This window comes from Taklimakanibacter deserti, assembly GCA_003574785.1.
The window spans coordinates 386955-407924 of record QORU01000002.1 but is presented as its reverse complement, the minus strand read 5'-3'; the positions used below and the strand labels follow the sequence as shown (position 1 = coordinate 407924).

General features: G+C 63.9%; 13 protein-coding genes. 1 reads left to right on the top strand and 12 read right to left on the bottom strand.

Annotation, left to right across the window (positions count from 1 at the left end; genetic code table 11):
* Positions 1-29: 29 nt before the first annotated feature.
* Complete coding sequence (radA, locus tag DS839_RS05165) at positions 30-1421, bottom strand: DNA repair protein RadA (protein WP_119269208.1); 1392 nt, start codon at positions 1419-1421, stop codon at positions 30-32.
* Between the two features lie 128 nt (positions 1422-1549).
* Entirely contained in the window at positions 1550-2986 is a 1437-nt protein-coding gene (locus DS839_RS05160; RefSeq protein WP_119269207.1) for a DUF6600 domain-containing protein, read from the bottom strand.
* A 273-nt stretch (positions 2987-3259) separates the two neighbouring features.
* On the opposite strand from DS839_RS05160, the gene DS839_RS05155 reads away from it, so the two are divergent.
* Positions 3260-4450, top strand: a complete 1191-nt coding sequence (locus tag DS839_RS05155; RefSeq protein ID WP_119269206.1) for an NADH-quinone oxidoreductase subunit D — start codon at positions 3260-3262, stop codon at positions 4448-4450.
* A 30-nt stretch (positions 4451-4480) separates the two neighbouring features.
* Here the strand turns inward: DS839_RS05155 and DS839_RS05150 are convergent, their stop codons facing one another.
* From DS839_RS05150 to DS839_RS05105, 10 genes are all read right to left on the bottom strand, one after another.
* Entirely contained in the window at positions 4481-5617 is a 1137-nt protein-coding gene (locus DS839_RS05150) for an HPP family protein (protein WP_119269205.1), read from the bottom strand.
* 92 nt (positions 5618-5709) lie between these two features.
* Complete coding sequence (gene msrA, locus DS839_RS05145) at positions 5710-6444, bottom strand: peptide-methionine (S)-S-oxide reductase MsrA (RefSeq protein ID WP_119269204.1); 735 nt, start codon at positions 6442-6444, stop codon at positions 5710-5712.
* Positions 6445-6558: 114 nt separating this feature from the next.
* A complete protein-coding gene (locus DS839_RS05140) occupies positions 6559-8229 on the bottom strand; it encodes an amidohydrolase (RefSeq protein WP_119269203.1) in 1671 nt (556 codons plus the stop codon).
* A gap of 252 nt (positions 8230-8481) precedes the next feature.
* Positions 8482-9324 (bottom strand): L,D-transpeptidase family protein, encoded by an 843-nt coding sequence (locus DS839_RS05135; RefSeq protein ID WP_368911198.1) that lies wholly within the window; start codon positions 9322-9324, stop codon positions 8482-8484.
* A 200-nt stretch (positions 9325-9524) separates the two neighbouring features.
* The gene (locus tag DS839_RS05130; protein WP_119269201.1) at positions 9525-10301 is read right to left on the bottom strand and encodes an ABC transporter ATP-binding protein; all 777 of its coding nucleotides are present in this window, start codon (positions 10299-10301) and stop codon (positions 9525-9527) included.
* 4 nt (positions 10302-10305) lie between these two features.
* A complete protein-coding gene (locus DS839_RS05125; protein WP_119269200.1) occupies positions 10306-11079 on the bottom strand; it encodes an MlaE family ABC transporter permease in 774 nt (257 codons plus the stop codon).
* Complete coding sequence (alr, locus tag DS839_RS05120; protein ID WP_119269199.1) at positions 11076-12251, bottom strand: alanine racemase; 1176 nt, start codon at positions 12249-12251, stop codon at positions 11076-11078. Before alr ends, DS839_RS05125 begins: the two co-directional genes overlap by 4 nt.
* Before the next feature lie 307 nt (positions 12252-12558).
* On the bottom strand, positions 12559-14058 hold the full coding sequence (locus DS839_RS05115; protein ID WP_119269198.1) for a replicative DNA helicase: 1500 nt from the start codon (positions 14056-14058) through the stop codon (positions 12559-12561).
* Positions 14059-14176: 118 nt separating this feature from the next.
* Positions 14177-17947 carry a caspase family protein gene (locus DS839_RS05110; RefSeq protein WP_119269197.1) on the bottom strand — a complete coding sequence of 1257 codons (3771 nt, stop codon included), beginning with the start codon at positions 17945-17947 and terminating at the stop codon, positions 14177-14179.
* 158 nt (positions 17948-18105) lie between these two features.
* A complete protein-coding gene (locus DS839_RS05105; RefSeq protein ID WP_119269196.1) occupies positions 18106-20967 on the bottom strand; it encodes a caspase family protein in 2862 nt (953 codons plus the stop codon).
* Positions 20968-20970: the final 3 nt, after the last annotated feature.

The window sequence follows — 20970 nt, the reverse complement described above, 5'->3', positions numbered from 1 at the left end:
GATCTTATAGGCAGCTTTTGTGGCATGGGCTAGGCGATTCGGGCGAGCCCTTTCGGCTGTGAGGCGGCCCAGGCCACAAGGTCGCTGATTGTCTCCAATGCTTTGATTCTAAAGCCTTTTGGCCCGGAAAGCTCAGGCCGGGCGGCGGTCACGGCCTCTCTCAGGCCGAGCTTGTGTGCCTCTTTGACACGTGCTTCCGCGAGCGACACCGGGCGGATGGCGCCCGAGAGCGCGATCTCGCCGAACAGTGTCGTGCCATGCGGCACGATCGTACCGGTGAGCGAGGAGAGAATGGCCGCGGCGACGGCGAGGTCGGCGGCGGTTTCCCGCACTTTGAGCCCGCCCGCGACATTGAGATAGACATCGTGGTTGCCGACCTGCACGCCGGCGCGGGCCTCGAGCACCGCCAAGACCATGGCGAGCCGGTTGGCGTCCCAGCCGACAACGGTCCGCCTCGGATTGCCGAAGGGCGAGGGCGAGACGAGCGCCTGGACCTCGATGAGAAGGGGGCGTGTGCCTTCGATGCCGGCGAAGACCGCCGAGCCCGGGGTCGGATGCTCGCCCGATCCCATGAACAGGCGCGAGGGATTGGCAACCTCCTTGAGGCCGCCATCCGACATTTCGAACACGCCGATCTCGTCGGTCGGGCCGAACCGGTTCTTCACCGCCCTGAGGATGCGGAACTGATGGCCGCGATCGCCTTCGAAATAGAGGACCGTGTCGACCATGTGCTCGATGACCTTGGGGCCGGCGATCTGGCCTTCCTTGGTCACATGGCCGACGAGCAGGATGGTCGTGCCCTTCTGCTTGGCGAAGCGGATGAGCGCTTCCGAGCCCGCCTTGAGCTGCGAGACGGTGCCGGGGGCCGCCTCGATGACCGGCGACCACAGGGTCTGGATCGAATCGATCACCGCGATGGCCGGCGCATCGCCTTCATTGAGCGTCGTAACGATGTCGGAGACATTGGTCTCGGTGGCGAGCAAAACGGCGGTGTCGGCGATGCCGAGCCGCTCGGCCCTGAGCCTCACTTGCGCGATCGCTTCCTCGCCCGAGACATAGATCACCCGGCGGCCCTTATTGGCGAGCGCCGCCATGGCCTGAAGGAGGAGGGTGGACTTGCCGATGCCGGGATCGCCGCCGACCAGCACGCCCGAACCCGGCACGAAACCGCCACCCGCCACGCGGTCGAGCTCGGCGATGCCGGTTTCGATCCGCGCCGGCGCCGCCGTGTCGCCCTTGAGGCCAACGAGCCGCGTCACGCGGCCTTTCGGCAGGCTGGCACCCTTGGCGCCCGAGACGGGTGCCGCAGCCGCTTCCTCGACGATGGTGTTCCATTCGCCGCAATTGTCGCAGCGCCCCGCCCATTTCGACGAAACGGCGCCGCAGGACTGGCAAACGAATTGGGACGCTGATTTGGCCATGCGCCCCTATTTGGCGTGCCGGGGCGAGGGAGGCAAGGCCTCCACCCTCTACCGCCGCTTATGTCTCCCTCAAAATGTCAGCGCGTGATCCGGCAGGACCACGCGCTGAATTGTTGTACGATCTGCCTTCAGCAGCCTTGGCCGGAGGCCGGATCACACCCTTGCGCCGGCGGTTGTTCGCTTTGCGCCGGCGCTTCAGGCGCCGCCTTCTGCTTCTTTTTCACCGGCGGCTCGCCGTGGCCCCGTTCGGACTGGGCTCCTTCCGGCTCAGTGGACTGCTCCGAAGCCTTGGACTTCTTCTTTTTCACCGGCTGCTGGCCTTCTTCAGGCTGAGCTTCCTGCTGCTGGGCGGGCTCTTCGGACCCCTTCGCCTTCTGCTGCTTCTTTTTCACCGGCTGCTGGCCTTCTTCAGGCTGAGCTTCCTGCTGCTGGGCGGGCTCTTCGGTCCCCTTCGCCTTCTGCTGCTTCTTTTTCACCGGCTGCTGGCCTTCTTCAGGCTGAGCTTCCTGCTGCTGAGCGGGCTCTTCGGTTCCCTTCGCCTTCTGCTGCTTCTTTTTCATCGGCTGCTGGCCTTCTTCGGGCTGAGCTTCCTGCTGCTGGGCAGGTTCTTCCGTACCGGTGGCCTTCTTCTTCTTTGTAGGCTGCTCCTGGCCCTCGGTCGTCGTTGTTCCCGGCTCCTGGGTCGTGCCCTGGCCTTCGGTGGCCGGCTGCTGGCTTTGCGGCGTTTCGCCCGTCTCGGCCTTCTGCTTCTTGACCTCTTCGACGTCCTTGACCTGGGACGGCTTGGCGTCCTTGTCTTCCGTCACTTCGCCGCTGAAAACCGCGACTTCGCCTTGCGTTCCCTTGCCGACCTGTTTCGGATCGTCGGTCTGCTTCACCTCTACAGTTTCGACCTTCTTTTCTGTCACCTTCTCGACATAGTCGACATCGATGACGTTGTTGACGACGACATTGTTCTGGATAACCACACTGCCGACGGGCTCGGCGGCTTCGACGAAGCGGACGCGCTCGGTGTCATCACTGACGACGACGACCGACAGATCGTCATCGAGGAAATCCCGCGAAGGCACGGCCACCCAATAGATGTCGGGGATGTCGCTGACCTCGACCACGACGTCTACGTCATCGCCGCGGCCGGGCGGCAATGGTGCCCAGACCACATGGTCATTGCTGCGCCGCCAGCTTACCCAAGCCGGCGCCCAGCGTTTGCCGGGAACCCAATACCAGCCGATGTCTTCAGCATATCCCCAGCGGCCATAGTGGTAGGTCGCCCAGCCGAAAGGCTCATTGGACACCCAGAGCCAGCCATAGCGCTTGGTTTGGACCCAGTGGCCTACCGTATAGGGACGCCAATCCGCCGGCACGTCCGCAGGGACGAACACATAGGTGTCTTCGTAGTTGGTCCAGCTCCCATAGGGCGCCAAGTCGTCATAGAAGGTGCTGATGGACACGCTGGTTCTTGCTTGCGCGACCGTGGGCATGTCGAGAATCGGCGTCGCCGATGGTGAAATGATCGCCAGCGCCGCAGTGGCGATCGAATAGACAAGTATGGCTTTGAGCCGCATGGCAATCTCCTTCATTTAAGAAGCCGTCAAGGAGCTAAGCCATGCCCGTTCATTCAGTTCCTTAACGGAGTTTGCCGAATATGCTTTTCTTCAAGGGGTTACCCCTGCCGGCTAACAATTCGTAACAACATGTGATGAAGCAACCGGCCCCCACATGAATCCGCACACGGAATTGGAACCTTCGCGCATGCCGGGCGTCGAGCCATAGCTCGCCCGGGCTTCTCGCAGGATTGTCCGCGAGCGGGTTGCTGTTCGATAAAGCAGGCAAAGACGATGACAGAGGCGGCCCTTCGCGATTTCACGCTGAATTTCGGTCCGCAGCATCCGGCGGCCCATGGCGTGCTGCGGCTGATCCTCGAACTCGACGGCGAAGTCGTCAGGCGCGTCGATCCGCATATCGGCCTTCTCCATCGCGGCACCGAGAAGCTGATCGAATACAAGACCTATTTGCAGGCGCTGCCCTATTTCGATCGCCTCGATTACGTCGCGCCGATGAATCAGGAACATGCCTTCTGCCTGGCGGCGGAGAAGCTCTTGGGTCTCGCTGTTCCGAGACGCGCGCAGCTCATCCGCGTCCTTTACTCCGAGATCGGCCGCCTTCTGTCGCATCTGCTCAATGTCACGACGCAGGCCCTGGATGTCGGCGCCCTGACGCCGCCGCTCTGGGGCTTCGAGGAGCGCGAAAAGCTGATGGTCTTCTATGAGCGCGCCTCCGGAGCGCGCATGCATGCCAATTATTTCCGCGTCGGCGGCGTCCACCAGGATCTGCCGCAGGCTCTCCTCGACGATATCGGCGCGTTCTGCGAGCCTTTCCTGAAGAGCTGTGACGACATGGAGGGCCTCCTGACCGAGAGCCGCATCTTCAAGCAGCGCAATGTCGATATCGGTGTCGTCAGCCTCGACGAAGCGTGGGGCTGGGGCTTCTCCGGCGTCATGCTCAGGGGATCGGGCGCCGCCTGGGACCTGCGCAAGGCGCAGCCCTATGAATGCTATTCCGAGCTCGATTTCGACATTCCGACCGGCAAGAACGGCGACTGCTACGATCGCTATCTCATCCGGATGGAGGAAATGCGCCAGTCGATCAGGATCATGCGGCAGTGTCTCGACAAGCTCGACCTTGCGGACGGCAAGGGGCCGGTCGCGGCCGACGACCGCAAGGTCGTTCCGCCGCTGCGCGCCGACATGAAGCGCTCGATGGAGGCGACGATCCAGCATTTCAAGCTCTATTCAGAAGGCCATCACGTGCCCAAGGGCGAGGTCTATGCGGCCGTCGAGGCGCCGAAGGGCGAGTTTGGGGTCTATCTCGTGGCCGACGGCACCAACCGGCCTTATCGCTGCAAGATCAGGGCGCCGTCCTTCGCGCATCTGCAGGCGATCGATGCCATGTGTCGCGGCCATATGCTGGCCGATGTGTCGGCCGTCATCGGCACGCTCGACATCGTCTTCGGCGAAATCGACAGGTGAGGCTCGAACCAAGCCGGCCTCGCTGAGTTCTCACGCCGCCGCGACCGGCCAATTGCTGGTGAGCGGTCTCCAGCTTTGCGCCTCGGCCAGGTCTTTCGCGAGCAAGGCGCGCGACACGGCCACCAGGAGATCGGTCTGCGTGACGATCCCGGCAATCCGTCCATCCTGGTCGGTGACGACAACTGCGTGGCTCTTCCCATTGCTAAGGAGCGGAATGAGATCGGTGATCGGCGTGTCGGGCCGCGCCGTGACGGCGGGCGATATCCTGTCGCGGATGCGCTCCGCCCCCGCCGCGAGCTCGCGCAGGCCGATCGTTCCGGCAAGCCTGCCCGCCTGGCCGAGGACGGGAAGCGTCCTGATGTCGTGGTCGAGAAGCAGGCGCCTTGCCCGTTCGCTGAGCGCGCTCTGGTCGACCGTGACCACATCGCGCGACATGATCTCGGAAACCGTGATCATGCTGTGCATGCGCGACAGGACCTGGGTCTCGACCTCGCGCAGCAGGCGGTCGAGGTCCCGGCGATCGATGTCATAGGTCTCGCCTGTCTTGGCGAGCGCCGCATCGATATCGGCGCTTTGCACGCCGACGCGCAAAGAGGCCGGGCGGTCCTTGGTCTTGTGCTCGTTCACGACGGGCGGCTGAGCCACATGCGGATAGGCGCGCCTTGTGAGCTTGCGGAAGAGGATGCCGAGGAGGACGAGCAGCACCGAATTGAGCGCGACGGGCAGGAAGGGAAAGAGGAAGCCGGCATTGGCGACGGCCGAGCCGCCGACCACCGCGGTGAGTGCCGCGGCACCACCCGGCGGATGCAGGCTCCGGGTCAACGACATGACGAGAATGGCGAGCGCCACCGCGACGCCCGTGGCGAGGAGCGGATCGGGCAGGACCTGCATGACCGTCACGCCGATCAAAGCGGAGATCGTGTTGCCGCCAATGACGGGCCAGGGCTGGGCCAAGGGACTGGCCGGCACGGCGAAGACCAGGACGGCGGAAGCGCCGATCGGCGCCACGATCAGCGGCAGAGCGGGGTCGGGTCCGAAGCAGAGGCCGCAAACAAGGCCGGTGAGGCCAATGCCGATCAGCGAGCCGAGGCTCGCAATGAGGCGCTCGCCGAGCGTCGCGCCGGCGAGAATGGGCTTGAACCACGGAAACTTGTCGGGAAAGGGCATCAGCGGGAGTAAAAGCGGCGAGGGGCCCGCTGATTAGCAGCCTGAGACGAGGTGTCAAGGAAGGGCTACGCCGGGCTGTCGCCCACCCCATGTCAGTCCGACAGACCCGCTTCCGAGACCAGCACCGGGTCGTCGCGATAGAGTTTGGGGAACAGGCGCTTGAGATTGGCGACCTTCGGCAGGTCGTTATAGACGATATAGGGATAGGTCGGATTGAGCGTCAGGAAATCCTGATGATAGGCCTCGGCCGGATAGAAGTCGTGGCCGGGCTCTATTTTGGTGACGATCGCCGCATCATAGACCTTGGCCTGATCGAGCTCCGCGATATAGGCCTTGGCAACCTTGGCCTGCTCGTCGCTCAACGGAAATATGGCCGAGCGGTATTGCGTGCCGACATCCGGTCCCTGGCGGTTGAGCTGGGTCGGATCATGGGCGACGGAAAAATAGATCTGCAGGATGCGGCCATAGCTGATCTTACTCGGATCGAAGGTGATCCTGACCGACTCGGCATGGCCCGTGGCGCCGCTGCCCACCATCTCATAGTGCGCCGTCTGCGCCTCGCCGCCGGCATAGCCCGATACGGCGTTGCTCACGCCCGCGACGCGCTGGAACACGCCTTGCACGCCCCAGAAGCAGCCGCCGGCGAGGATGGCGGTTTCCGACTTGGCGTTGCTCGCCGTTTCATCGAGAGCAGGCGCGGGGATCGTGAGGCCTTCCTGGGCGAAAGCTCTATGGGTGTCGAGCAGCGTGCCGCCGGCGAGCAGGGCCGCCGCTGCAGCCAAAAGCCAGATCGGACGCATTGAAAAAGACGGATAGGCCAAGGCCATGCGTGATCTCCACTGTAAGCAAGGGCGCGAGAGCACCCGCCATGCCGATCAATACGCCCGGACCTGGGACATTGTTACGGCCGTCGAGAAGATCACGGGTAATTGAACAGAGCGTCAGGCGTTCCGTTCGAAAGTGATCCGCCCGTCGCAGATCGTAAGCTTGGGTTTGATCGCCGAGATCTGCTCTGCCGGCGTCGCCTCGATATCACCGTCGAGCACGACCACATCGGCGAGCAATCCTTGTTTCAACCGGCCCTTCTTGTGTTCGGCGAATTCGGTATAGGCGCCGTCGGAAGTGAAAGCGGCGATCGTGTCCATGAGGCCCTGGCGTTGCGGCGGACAGTCGGGCTCGAGCGGCACTTGCGTCATCGCCGACTGCATGCCGAGCAAGGGATCGAGCGGCGAGATCGGCCAATCGGAAGAGAAGCTCATATGGGCGCCGGCCTCGCGCAAAGTCTGCCAGCCATAGGCGAAGGGCAGTTTCCGGCCGATGCGCTCGCGGCAGGGCTCGAGCGGAATGCCGGGCACGCCCAAACCCACGATGGGCTGCATCGAGGCCGTGACGCCCAATTCCTTGAAGCGCTTGATGTCGCCGGGATCGATGACCTCGATATGCTCGATGCGGTGGCGTGAATCGCGTTGGCCGTTCGCCTGGCGCGCCGCCTGATAGCCGTCGAGCGTGCGCCGGACCGCGCCGTCGCCGATCGCATGCACGCTGATCTGCAGACCGTGCCTGTCGGCGCAGGTCGCGAGCTCGTTGAACTCAGCCGGAGTGAAGAGCGGTTGTCCGCGCTCGCCCGGATGGTTGGGATAGTCGTCGAGCATGAGCGCCGTCATGGATTCGAGCACGCCATCCATGAAGATCTTGACCCGGCCCGAATAGAGCATGTCGTCATTGTAGCGCCGGCGCATCTCGATCGCCTCGTCGACGCGCTCGAGCGGGAAGTAGTTCTTCTGGTGCCACGGCACTTGCACCCGGCAGATGAGATCGCCGTCCCGGCGCAGCGCGTCGAGAAGCTCGAGCTGATAGAAATTGCCGTCCATATTGTGAATGGAGGTGATGCCCAGCGAAGCGCAGTAGTCGAGGCCACGCTTGAGGGTCGCCATATCGGTGCGGCGCTGGGCAGCGGTCGCGGGTGGCACCGGATCCTCGCCGGTTGCCAGGCCGAGCCCTTCGCGCCCCTGGGTCGGCGTCATCCGGAAGACCGCCTCATGGGCGGCAGGCTCCTTGAGCTCGCCCGTGGCAAGGCCGTCAGGCCCCATGACGATCTCATTGCCGGGCGGCAATTCCTTGCCATGGAGAAGGCCCGCCGCCGTGAGCGCCGGCGTGTTGGCCCATACGGTGTGATGATCGAAGCAGGCCAGCATCAAGGGGCGGTCGGGCAGGATCCGGTCGAGATCGTGCCGCGTGATCGCACCGCTCGGGCGGATGGCCATATAGCTCGCGCCATTGGCGACGATGATCCTGTCGTGGGGACGCGTCTCGGCATAGTCGCGCACCACTTTGGTCAGCGTGTCGATGCCTTCGAGCCCGCTTACCATCAGGCTGTCGAGCTCGACCGCGCCCATGAAGAGATGCATGTGGCTTTCGATGAAGCCCGGCAGTACGCTCTTGCCCCTGGCGTCGATCACCCGCGTGTGCTTGGCCTTGAGGCCTGAGATTTCGTCCTTGCTGCCGACCGCAAGAAGGCGGTTGCCGGCAATCGCCAGCGCTTCGGCGCGCGGCCTTTCCCGGTCCATGGTCAGGATCTTGGCGTTTACAATGATGATGTCGGCTGAAGGCATGATAGGTCCAGAGTGAAAGGGACCCGAAAATGCCCGCTTGAAATTCTCCCCGCAAGCCCCCACACTATGCCCCGGTTTCAACAATCGAAAGGAGGTGATCCGATGTCGAGTGAGTTCACTGCTTTGATCAGGCTCGAGCGGATCGCAGCGGAGGCTCCTGGCCTTTTCTGATTGATCCCCGTTTCGGGATGCTGATCGAGGCATCTCACGGGAAGGGCCGCCGCGCGCGGCCCTTCTTTTTTTGGCTTCGGCCTACGGATTGCCTTCGGTGAAGGAAACGACGACGCCCGGCTTCACCAGCCTGGCGAGTTCCTTCGCATTCCAGTTTGTCAGGCGCACGCAGCCATGTGAGGCCGTCTTGCCGATCGCTTCAGGATCATCGGTCCCGTGTATGCCGTAGGTCTCCTTGGTCAGATCGATCCAGACGGAGCCAACCGGGCTATTGGGTCCGGGGGGCAATTCGAGCGGCTCCGTATTGTCGCCCTGCTGAAAATTCTTCTCAGGCCGATAGGAGTATTTCGGGTCTTCCGCGATCCCTTTCACTTTCATCGTTCCCTCAGGGCTCGGGGTATCGCCGCTGCCGATGGTCGCCGGATAGGAGACGACGAGCTTGCCGTCCGAGGCGTAGCCCCGCACCGTGCTTTGCTTCTTGTCGACTTCGATGCGTGCAACTCTTTCAGCCGGTGCATTGTCCATCACGTCAGGAACGAAGATCCGGCTGCCCGCCGTCAGTTGTGCGCCGGCGTTGAGGGCCTTCAACAGATCGGGGTGGATGTGGAATTTTTCTGAAAGGAGCTCGAGAGGGCTCGCATAGGAAAGCTGCTTCATCTTGGCCATTTCGGCGTAATCCGTCGGAACCTTCTCGACAAACGGACCTTTGACATCCTCGGCCGTGAGTTCATAGGCGACGATCACATCGTCTGTTGTGCCACGCTGCAGTAAGCCCCACACGTCGGGGTCAAGCTTGCCGTCGGCAGGCAAGTTCGATCGTTCCTCGAACATGCGAAGCGCATTCCTGACATTCCCGCCTTCACGGCCGTCGATGAAACCTGGTGAAGCATGAGCGCGGTCGAGGAGGATCTGAAGCTTGACCATAAGAGGGCCGCTGAGCTCTTTGGCGCCTTCCGCATAAGTCGCCTTGTTGACCGCTGTCGGGTTGAGCCCGGTCTCAGCATGAGTTGTGGAAGCAACCAATAAAGCCCAAAGAAAAGCCGACAATCGAAACATCGTGCAGCTTAACGTGGGGAGACAATCGAAGTTCCAGTTATCACTTGTGAAGAAGCTGAGGAGTACCCTTAAGCCTTCAAAATCTCCATCTGGATCGGCCCCTCGGCGCGGCCGTGGATGAACTGGTCGACATAGGGGTTGCCGCTGGTGTCGACGGCGCGGGCCGGGCCCTGCCAGATGATCTCGCCCTTATGGATCATGGCGATGCGGTCGGCGATCTTGCGGGCCGAGACCATGTCATGGGTGATCGAGATGGTGGTGGCGCCCAAGCGCTTCACGCAATCGACGATGAGATTGTTGATGACGTCGGCCATGATCGGATCGAGGCCGGTCGTCGGCTCATCGAAGAAGATGATCTCAGGGTCGGCGGCGACCGCGCGCGCCAGGCCGACACGCTTCTGCATGCCGCCCGACAGTTCCGCCGGATAGAGGCCGCCCACTTCCGAACCGAGCCCGACTTGCCGGAGCTTCTCCATGGCGATGTCGCGGGCTTCCTTGCGCGGCGTGTTGCGGCCCTGGATGAGGCCGAAGGCGACGTTCTCCCAGACGGGCAGCGAATCGAAGAGGGCAGCCCCCTGGAACAGCATGCCGAAGCGCTGCAGGAATTCATCGCGCGCCGCGCCGCGAAGCCCCGTCACTTCCTCGCCGCCAATGGTGATCGAGCCCGAATCGGGGCGCAGGATGCCGAGGATGGTCTTGATCATCACCGATTTGCCGGTGCCCGATCCGCCGATGACGACCATCGAGCGGCCCTTCGGCACCGAGAGATTGACGCCGTTCAGGACGTTCTTCGGGCCGAACGCCTTGCGCACATCCTTGAGGACGATATGGCCGGTTTCCTCCATCGCGTCACTCCGAGAACAGCAGCGAGGTAAGGACGAAATTGGCGGCGAGGATGAGGATCGCCGAGCTCACCACCGCATTGGTGGTGGCACGGCCCACACCTTGCGCGCCGCCTTTCGAATGGAAGCCGTGATAGCAGCCCATCAAAGTGATGATGAAGCCGAACACCGCGGCCTTGATCAGCCCTGAGGTCACGTCGTCGAGCTGCAGGAAATCGACGGTGTTCTTGATATAGGCATAGGAGTTGAAGCCGAGCGAGCGGGTGCCGACGATGTAGCCGCCCATGATGCCGATCGTGTCGGCGATGCCGACGAGGATCGGCAAGGTGATGACGCCGGCGATGAGGCGAGGGCCCACCAGATATTTGAAAGGGTTGGTGGCGAGCGTGGTGAGGGCGTCGATCTGCTCGGTGACCCGCATGGTGCCGAGCTCGGCCGCGATCGAGGCGCCGACGCGGCCCGCCACCATGAGGCCGGCGAGCACCGGTCCGAGCTCGCGCGTGATGCCGAGCGCCACGATGGTCGAGACCAGGCTCTCGGCATTGAAGCGCGAGCCGCCGAGATAGATCTGCAAGGCAAGCGCGCCGCCGGTGAAGAAGGCGGTGAGGCCGACGACGGGCAGCGAGTTGTAGCCGATCTTCAGCATCTGCTCGAAGATCTGGCGCACATAGATCGTCGGCGTCAGGCCCTGCAGCAGCGCGTCCTTGAGGAAGATCGCGATGCGCCCGGTCTCGGCGAGGAGGGCGAGCACGACGCTGCCCAGATTGGCGAGGAAGTTCACGATAGCGGAGCCTTGGAGATGATCGATTCGCCACCCGAATATAGACGGGTGAAGCGCTGGCCTAAACGGGTGAGGAGCTCATAGGAGATGGTACCGGCCCATTCTGCCGTTTCATCGATGGCAATATTGCGACCGATCAGTTCCGCTCTTGTTCCGCGCTGGCAGAGATCGACCGGGACTGCCGTGACGTCGACCGCCATCATATCCATCGAGACCCGCCCGATGACCGGGCACCGCCTCCCGCCGATGAAGGCCTGGGCCGGGCCGTTGGTGGCGCGCGAGCTCAAGGAGCGCGGCACGCCGTCCTTGTAGCCCGCACCCAGCACCGCGACGCGGGTCTGGCGCGTCGCCCGCCAGGTAGCGCCATAGCCGACACTCTCGCCGGCCGCGATCTCGCGCACCTGCAGCACCGTGCCTTCGAGATGCGCCACCGGCAGCATCGGGTTGCTGTGCGGCGCCACCGGATTGCCGCCATAGAGCGCGATGCCGGGCCGCACCAGGTCATGGGTGTAGTCGCTTCCTAAGAATATGCCGCTCGAATTGGCGAGGCTTGCCTTGACGCCGGGCAGCCGCCGGCGCAAGGCGGCGAAGGCCGTCTTCTGGCGGGCATTGAGCGGATGGTTCGGCTCGTCGGCGCAAGCGAGATGACTCATCAGCAAGGCCAGGTTGAGCCGCGCCATGATCTCGTTATTGGCGATCAATGCCTCGAAGGCGGAAGGCGAAAAACCCAGCCGGTTGATGCCGGTATCGACATGGATGGCGCAAGGCAGGTTGCGGCCATATTCGGTGCCGAAGGCGGCCCATTCGCGCGCTTCCTCGATGGTGATGAGGGCAGGGCGCAAATCCTCGCGGGCATAGAATTCGGCCTGGCCCGGAAACAGGCCGTCGAGCACATAAATGACGGCCTCGCGCGGCAGGAGGTGGCGCAACTCGCCGCCTTCCATGGGCCGCGCCACGAAGAAGGTGCGGCAGCCCGCCGCCCACAGAGCCGGGGCCACGTGATCGACGCCGAGACCATAGGCATTGCCTTTTACTGCCGCCCCGCATTCGGCCGAGCCCGCCTTGGCGGCGAGCCGCTTCCAGTTCTCCTGGATGGCGCCGAGATCGACGGTCAGGACGGCGCCGGCCAGATCGGTGGGCGGGCCGCTGATATGGGCGTTATGGGCGGTCATGTTCTCTCTTTGGCCGCATTTCCTTCACGCGAACCGGTACCCACTTCGCTTGGAAATGCTTACCGCATAAAGCGGTAAACGGCTGAGGATGCAACCCTTCAGTGGTTCGCGTCTTCCCCCTCTCCCGTGCGGAAGCATGGGAGAGGGTGCCCGAAGGGCGGGTGAGGGCTCTTTGTCTCAGCAAAGAGTACTCGTCGAGATCCACGCGAATTGTACGAAAGAGCCCTCATCCGGCCTTCGGCCACCTTCCCCCACGCTGTGCGCGGGGGAAGGGAAAAACTGGAAGAGCGAGGCTCTACGATGCGCCTTACTGGAATTGCTCGGGCAGGTGGTCCGATTTGACCAGGTTCTGGAATTTGGTGAGCGAGGCGTCGAACTGCAATTCGACTATGCCGGTGGGGCCGTGGCGCTGCTTGCCGATGATGACCTCGGCGACGCCGGTCACCCGGTTCATCTTCTCCTGCCAGTCGAAATGCTCGGGCGTGTTGGGCCGGGGCTCGGTGCGGCCGAGGTAATATTCCTCGCGATAGATGAACAGCACGACGTCGGCGTCCTGCTCGATGGAGCCCGATTCACGCAGATCCGCGAGCTGCGGGCGCTTGTCGTCGCGGTTCTCGACCTGGCGCGAGAGCTGGGAGAGGGCGATGATCGGCACCTTGAGCTCCTTGGCCAGCGCCTTGAGGCCGACGGTGATCTCGGTGACCTCCTGGACGCGGCCTTCGGAAGCGCGCTTCTGCGAGCCGGCGAGGAGCTGGAGATAATCGACGATGAGGAGGCCCAGGCCGCGCTGGCGCTTCAAGCGCCGGGCACGCGCCGCGACCTGCGCGATGGTCAGGCCGCCCGTCGCGTCGATATAGAGCGGCAGCGCCTGCAATTCGCGCGACACTTCGACGATGCGGTGGAATTCCTCCTCGGTGATCTTGCCGCGCCGGATGCGCTCGGACGAGATGCCAGATTGCTCGGCGATGATGCGGGTCGCCAATTGCTCTTGCGACATTTCCAGCGAGAAGAAGCCGACGATGCCGCCGTCGAGGATGCGCACCGAGCCGTCCGGCTGGTGGTCGGCCTTGTAGTTCTTGGCCACGTGATAGGCGATGTTGGTGGCGAGCGACGTCTTGCCCATGGCGGGACGCGCGGCGAGGATGATGAGGTCCGAGGCCTGGAGGCCACCCATCTTCTCGTCGAGATCGCGCAGGCCCGCCGAGATGCCGGAGAGGCCGCCGTCCCTCTGATAGGCATTGGCCGCCATGTCGACGGCTTCGGTGAGCGCCTTGCCGAAGACCTGGAAGCCCTGGCCGTATTTGCCCGTCTCGGCGATCTCGTAAAGACTCTGTTCCGCCGTCTCGATCAGGTCCCGCGCCGACATGTCGACCGGCGTATCGAAAGACGTGTTGACGATATCGGTGCCGATGTCGATGAGCTTGCGGCGCTGCGCCAGTTCATAGATGGCGCGGCCATATTCTTCCGAATTGATGATGGTGGTGGCCGCCGCGGCGAGGCGGGCGAGATAGGCGGGGCCGCCGATCTCCTTCAGCGTCTCGTCGCGCTCGAAATAGGTTTTGAGCGTCACCGGCGAAGCGAGCTTGCCGGCGCGGATCAAGGTGGCGGCGGCCTCATAGATGCGCGCATGCACCGCCTCGAAGAAATGCGAGGGGTCGAGGAAGGACGATACCCGGTCGCAGGCTTCGTTATTGACCAGGATCGCGCCCAGAATCGCCTGCTCCGCCTCGATATTGTGCGGCGGCGAGCGGTAGGAGTCGGATTCTGGTTCGGGCTCGACGACCCGGGCGGCGTTCTGTGCGTTCATGTGACTGTGATAGCGATTAGCCGCGTCATGCGCCTAATGATTCGCATATTATGCGCGCTATCCACAGTGATGGGGAAGAATGCTTTTCACATGCGAGTGATGCGAAGCTATCTCGTTCTCAAGGCTGAGCTTTCTTCTTTTTGACAACCTTCTGATCAGCAGCCTTCTGATCGGCAGCCTTCTTGTCAGCAGCTTTCTTGTCAGCGGCCTTCTTGTCGGGCGCCTTCTTGGCTGCTGTCTTCTTGTCAGCCGCCTTCTTGTCAGTAGCTTTCTGGCTAGAAGCTTTCTGGTTAGTTGACTTCTGCTTGGAAGGCTTTGGCTTCGTAGTCTTTTGCGCAGGGGCAGGAGTTTCTTGAGGGGCGACGGACTCCTCGGCAGGAAGTTCTAGCGATTCCGGAGTTTCTTCTTGAACCTTGGCGGAATCTTCTTGCGTCGTGGCTGGATCTTCTTGCGTCGTGGCGGGATCTTCTTGCGTCGTGGCTGCGTCCTCTTGGGTCTTGGCAGCGTCCTCTTGGATCTTGGCAGGGTCCTCTTGCGCCTTGGCGGGGTCCTGCTGCGTCCCGGCCGAATCCGTTTGCGGCGGTTCGGGAGGAGGCTTCGGCGCGAAGGCGGCCAGGGCATCATCGATGCCCTTCATGCTCTGGGTGAAGAACTCGTCATATTGTGTTGTGCCGGTAGATTTATAGACATCCCACGCCGCCTGGACGGCGCGCTTGCCGTTTTCGAGCATCGCCTTGTCACGTTTGCGCCTGCCGATGCTGAATTGCGCTGCGCCCAGATTGAGCTGGGTCTTCGCCCAGTCGAGCGGCTGCTTGTCGCGGCTCAGCACAGTGAGAGCATTCTCCAATATGGTGATCGCACGCGTCATGCGCGGCGAATTGCGATCGCGTTCGCTGAGAAGGCGCATCACGGTGCCGAGATTGCTCTGCGTCATGGCCCAGTCGAGCGGGTTACGCTCTTTGGTCCGCTCCTGAAGGGCGGCTTCATAGGCGGCAATGGTCCTGATCAGGCCATCCACATTGTTCTTGCGTTCGGCGATCCTCTGCAGCGCCAGGCCGAGATTGTTCTGGGCTGACGACCATAGCCGCGGCATGTCTTCGCGTGTCCAGACCGAAAGGGCGGCGTCATAGGCGAGAACCGCGTTGTTCAGGTATCTCGTGCCGGGCTCGCGCGTGCCGAGCGCCAGGTAGGCATCGCCGATGCCGTTCTGCGTCTCGGCCCAGGCGAGGGGTGCCCGCTCGCGCTTCCTCTCCTCGAGGGCGGAGCGATAGGCGGCGATGGCGCGGACCAGGTTGCCGGTGTCGCTTTCATGCGCGGCCATGGCCGCGAGCGCATCGCCGATGCCGTCTTGGGCCGTGGCCCACTCGAGCGGCGAGCGCTCGCGCGTCGATTCGATGAGCGCCGATTCGTAGGCGGCGACGGCTCTTCCCAGATAACCCGTGTTGTTCTCGCGCTCGCCGAGAGTCTGGAACACGACGCCGAGCTTGTTCTGCGTCGCCGCCCATTCGAGCGGAACCCGGCTGCGCGTCCGCTCTTCGAGCGCGGCGCCATAGGCGGAAATGGCCTTGAGAAGACTTTCAGTGCCGCTTTCGCGCTCGCCGATGAGCTGCAGCACGCCGCCGATCTTGTCCTGGATCATCGCCCAGTCGAGCGGAACCCGCACGCGCTGTGTTTCGGCAAGGGCTGCCTCATAAGCGGCGGCCGACTTCTTCAGGGTTTCGACATCGTCCTCGCTCTCGCCCGCCGCTTGCAGCGCGGCAGCGAGGCTCACCTCGACCATGGCCCATTGCCGCGGCACGCGCTCGCGGGTCAGCTCGGTGAGCGCTGCCTCATAGGTCGCAATCGCCTGCCGCGTCTTCTGGGTATCCCTCTCGCGCCGGCCAAGGATCTGCAGGGCATTGGCCATGTTGTACTGGATATCGCCCCAGCCAAGGGGATCGCGCTCGCGCTTCGTCTCGCTGAGCGCGGCTTCCAGCGCGGCCACGGATTTGGCCAGGTTCGCCGTGCCGTTCTCGCGCTCGCCCAGAACCCTGAGCGCCGTGCCGAGACCATATTGCGTCTTCGCCCATTCGCGCGGGCTCTGCTCGCGCGTCAGCTCGGCAAGCGCCGCCTCGTAGGCCAAGACCGCCTGGCTGAGGTTATCGGCACCGTTCTCGCGCTCGCCGAGATTGCGCAAGGCGTCGCCGAGCCGGTTTTGCGTCGTCGCCCAGTCGAGCGGAAAACGCTTGCGATCCAGCTGGGTGAGCGCTGCCTGATAGGCCGCGACGGATTTCGCCGAGAATTCAGGATTGCCGCTGCGGGCGCCGAGGATCTGCAAGGCATCGCCCATATTGTTCTGAGCCGTGGCCCAGGCAACCTGGTTCTTGCCCTCCGCCGTGTCATTCACGACCGACTGATAAAGGGCGATCGCCGACCGCGTGGCCTCGTCATCGCCCTTGTGACGGCCAAAGTTGGAAAGAGCGTCGGCCTGGCCCATCCGGTAGACGATGCCCAATATGGCGCTGCGCCCCTGGATCTGCTCGATGGCCTTGCGATATTGCTCGGCCGCCAGGCGGTAATCGAAGGCGAGGACCGCCGTATCGGCGAAGTCGGCATAGGTCGAAGCAACCTCGATCCGGTCCGCCGCATCCACCGTTTCGCGCTTGTCCAGCATCCTGCCGAGCTCACCGGCGCGCGCCGCGGCCCTGGCGCGATAATTCTTGGCCAGCGCGATGGCGCCTTGCGCCTGCGCCCGCTCGGCGAGCCCCGAGAGCCGTACCAGCTCAGGGTCCTTGCGGCGAGGAACGACCCTCTCGGTCGTCAGCCGCTTGAGGGTTTCGGCGCCGGCGCCAAGCCGTTCGTCGCGTTCCTGCGGACTTGCCGCCGCATCGGCCTGCAGTTCCTTGAGGACGCCATAGAGCGGGTCGAGCGGCAGCCCCTGGTCCTGGGCGAGGCGTTCGACCGCCAACCGCATTTCCGGAGGTGTCGCGGCAATGGCGAGGAGGAGCTTGCGCCGCTCGTCGGCCAGCGCCGCGTCGTCGGAAACGGCCCGGTCTCCCTGGCCGCCGAAGTTGAGAACGTGCTTCAGGTTGGCATTGGTCCAGGGCCGCTGCCGGCCTTGGGTGGCGAGTGAGACCTCTTCGCCGACCATCGTCATCACCTGGGCGAAGTCATAGGCTTGCGTGGCGCCGAGATGCTTGAGCAAAGCCGCGGCATAGGGGCTGTTGTCCCCGGGAGCTCCCTCGGGCGCCGCCTGCCGGGGGTCGCTGGCGAAGCCGATCACCTCCAGGGTCGAGTCGGGTATTGCCGAAGTTCCCGGAACAGCGACGCCCGGCAGCGTGCACAGACCCGAAGACGAGATCGGCTGGCCCGTCGATTGGGCTCCTTGCTTGACCACGGCATATTTCGGGAATGAGCTGGGATAACAGGCATCGAAGAGCAGGATGGTCGTCTTGGCCTTGGCGCGCAGCCTGTCCAGTACATTCTGCAGCGAGACGAGATTCTGGTCGGCGGTCTCGAGCGAGTTGAGGTCGATGTCGACGGGGAGCAGGTAGTTAATGCCGCCGGCTTCGATGGCGTGGCCCGAATAATAGAGCAGCGCCACCTCGGCACCCTGGGCCTTCTCGATGAAGGCATCGATGGAACTGCGCAGCTTCTGCGCCTTGTCATTGGCGGCGGCCTCGGCCGTCCAGCCGAGCTTGGCCAGGAGTTCCGCGATGTCGCGGGCATCGCGTTCGGGCGTGGCGAGCGGCGGCAAGGCCTCATAGGCGGACTCGCCGATCACCAGGGCCACAGCCTTGGGCGGCGTGGCCTCCTGGGCGATGCCGGGGGCGGCCACGAGCACGACGACCAGTAAGGCGCAGAACGCCGCCGTCACGGCCTTTACGACAACGCTTGCCAGATGATGCATGAATCCATTCTAACGTGTGATCGTGAAAAGTGGATACGGTTTTACACGAGATCGGTTAAACTTAATGTTCGTTTCTGGCGGGGAGGGAACCCGATGTCGTCTGCCGGCGCATCCGATATACGCCGTCCCGGCAATGTTCTTCCCCTGAGCCGCAGCGATCATCGTTTCACCGCCCTGGCCTCCTTCAGAAAGCCCTCGACCTGCGCGACATTCTGCAGGGCATTGGCCTCCCGGTAGACGGATTGCGCCGCCTCGAAGGCGGCAATGGCCTGGTTGGCCATCTTGCGGCCGCCGCCCCTGTGGGCAAGGGTGAGGGACGTCAGGCCGATGATGACCTTCGTGTTGGCCCATTGATGCGGCGATGCCTCGCGGCTTCGCTCCTCGAGCGAGGCGGTGAGCGCAACCAAAGCCTGCTTGAGCGAGGCGGTTCCCTTTTCGCGCTCACCGAGGCTCCTCAGTGCATTGCCGAGATTGTTCTGCACCTTGGACCATTCCTGCGGCGCCCGCTCACGGGTGAATTCGAGAAGGGCGGAACGATGCGCCTCGGCCGCCTGAGCGAGGAGACCGACGTCGTCGCGCGCTTCGCCCAGCATCTGCAGCACCGCGCCGAGATTGCTCTGGGTCAGCGCCCATTCGCGCGGCAGGCGTTCGCGAGTGCGCTCTTCAAGGGCGGCGCGATAGGCGGCGGCGGCTTCTTCGAAATAAGACACTCCACCGCCACGCTCGCCGATCATCGCCAGGGCGCCGGCGAGGTTGTTCTGGGTCATGGCCCAGAGATAGGGAACCTGCTCGCGTGAGCGCTGGCCGAGCGCGCCGCGATAGGCGACGACGGCTTCCTCGAGACGATCGAGGTCGTTCTCGCGCCGGCCGAGCGAGGCCAGCGCATTGCCGAGATTGCTCTGCGCCATCGCCCAATCGGCGGGAGCGAGATCGGGCTTCAGCTCCTCGAGGGCCAGGCGATAGGTGGCGATGGACTCCTCGAGCGTTAAGGTTCCGCTTTCGCGCTCGCCGATGATGCGCAAGGTCATGCCGAGATTGCTTTGCGTGACGCCCCATTGCAGCGGCATCTCATCGCGCGTGCGGACGTCCATGGCCGCGCGATAGGCGACCGCGGCTTCCCGCAGCAAAGCGGTCTCGCCCCGGCGCTCGCCCAGAAGGTGCAGGACATTGCCGAGGTTGTTCTGGGCGCTGGACCAATCCAGGGGGGCTGCCGCGCGGGTCAGGGTTTCGAGCGCCGCGTCATAGGCCCTGACGGCCTCTTCGAGCCGCAAGGTCCCGACCTCGCGCTCACCCAGCGTGTGGAGGACATTGCCGAGATTGTTCTGGGTCAGGCCCCAATCGATCGGTTCGCTGTCGCGCGGAAGGACGACGAGGGCGGCGATGAAAGCCGTGGCGGCCCGATAGAGCTTGTCCGAACCGGTCTCGCGGTCGCCCAGAGCATGGAGCGCAATGCCGAGATTGTTCTGCGTGTGGGCCCAATCCTCCGGTACGGTCTCGCGGCTGATCTCGGCAAGGGCCGTCTCGTAATAGGCGATGGCGCGGGCGAGGCTCGCCGTATCGCCGCGCCTGTCGCCATATTCGGACAGCACATTGGCGGCTTCGAACTTGTAGCGCCAGGCGAGCGTATCGTCCCATTTGGCGATCAGCGCATAGGCGCGGTCATAGTCTTCGGCGGCGGCAGGAACATTGAGCGCGAGGCGTTCGGCCTCGGCGCGCCGCGCATAGACCTGGGCATCGGCGATGCGGCGGGCCTTGATAGGTGCTTCCGCGGCATCGACCGGGACCCGGTTCTCCTCGACGATCTTCACCGCCTGGTCCAGGAACTGGCGCGCCGTCTCAATGGCGCCTTCGCGGATCGCTTGGTCGGCCGCGGCGGTCAGCCGGGCGATCTCGGGATTATCCGCTTTGAGCGCCTCGCGTTCGGCGATCATCTGCTTGAGGCTTGCAGCCTGGGCGCGCAGGAATTTCTCGAGCGCCGCCGGGTCCTTGGGGATGTCCGCGGCACCGAGCGCGCGCAGGATGCCATAGAGCGCATCGAGCGGCACGCCGTCCTTCTCGGCGATGGTCTCGACCTGCTTGCGCTCAGGCTCGGGAAGGGCGGTGATGGTCAAGAGCAGATGCCGACGCTCCTGGGTGATGAGGCCGCTCGGACCTTCGGCCTCCTGCGGCGCGCCGCCGAAATAGAGCAGGCGGCGCAGGCTTTCATTGATCCACGGCCGCTGCCGCGTCCGGGTCGTGAGATAGACCTCCTCGGTCACCAAGCGCATCACCGTGCCGAACTCCTCGCCCTTGATGGCCGAGAGATGCCGGATGAGGGCCGCGGCATACGGGCTGTTGCGGCCAGGCTCGCCGTCGAGCGCGGCGCGGCCGGGCTCGGCCGCGAGCCCGATGACCATGCCGAGATTGTCGGTCGCCGCTGGGTCTTCGACGACGCTCATGCCGCGCGGCGCCCCAAGCCCGATCGCGGCGACGGGCGCCGGCGGGGACTCACCGCCGACTTTGAGCGTCGCATCGGCCGGGAAGGGATTGGTGCGGCAGGCATCGAGAAGCAGGATGGTGATCGGCACGCTGCGCTTGAGGCGCTCCATGATGGCCGACAGCGGCACCAGCCTTTCGCCCGCATCATCGAGGGCCGAGAGATCGGCATCGGTCGGGACGAGATAGTTTTCGCCGCCCGCTTCGATGCCATGGCCCGAATAATAGAGTAAAGCGACATCGGCCCCTTCCGCATCCTCGGCGAAGCGTTCGAGATCGCGTTTGAGTTTTTCCGCATCGCGGTCGCTGACCGTGCGCGTGTCGAAACCGAGACCGGTCAGGAGTCCGTCGACGGCACGGGCATCATTGGCCGGATTGACGAGCGGCGTCACCTGCTCATAGCGCGACTGCCCGATGATGAGGGCAACGCCCTTGAGGGGCTTGGTGTCCTGGGCCGCGGCCAGGTTGGCGAAAAGGGCAACCAGCAACAGCGCCGAGAAGGTGGCCGTCATACGCCTGATCGCATTGCCCACCGGATGGAACATACG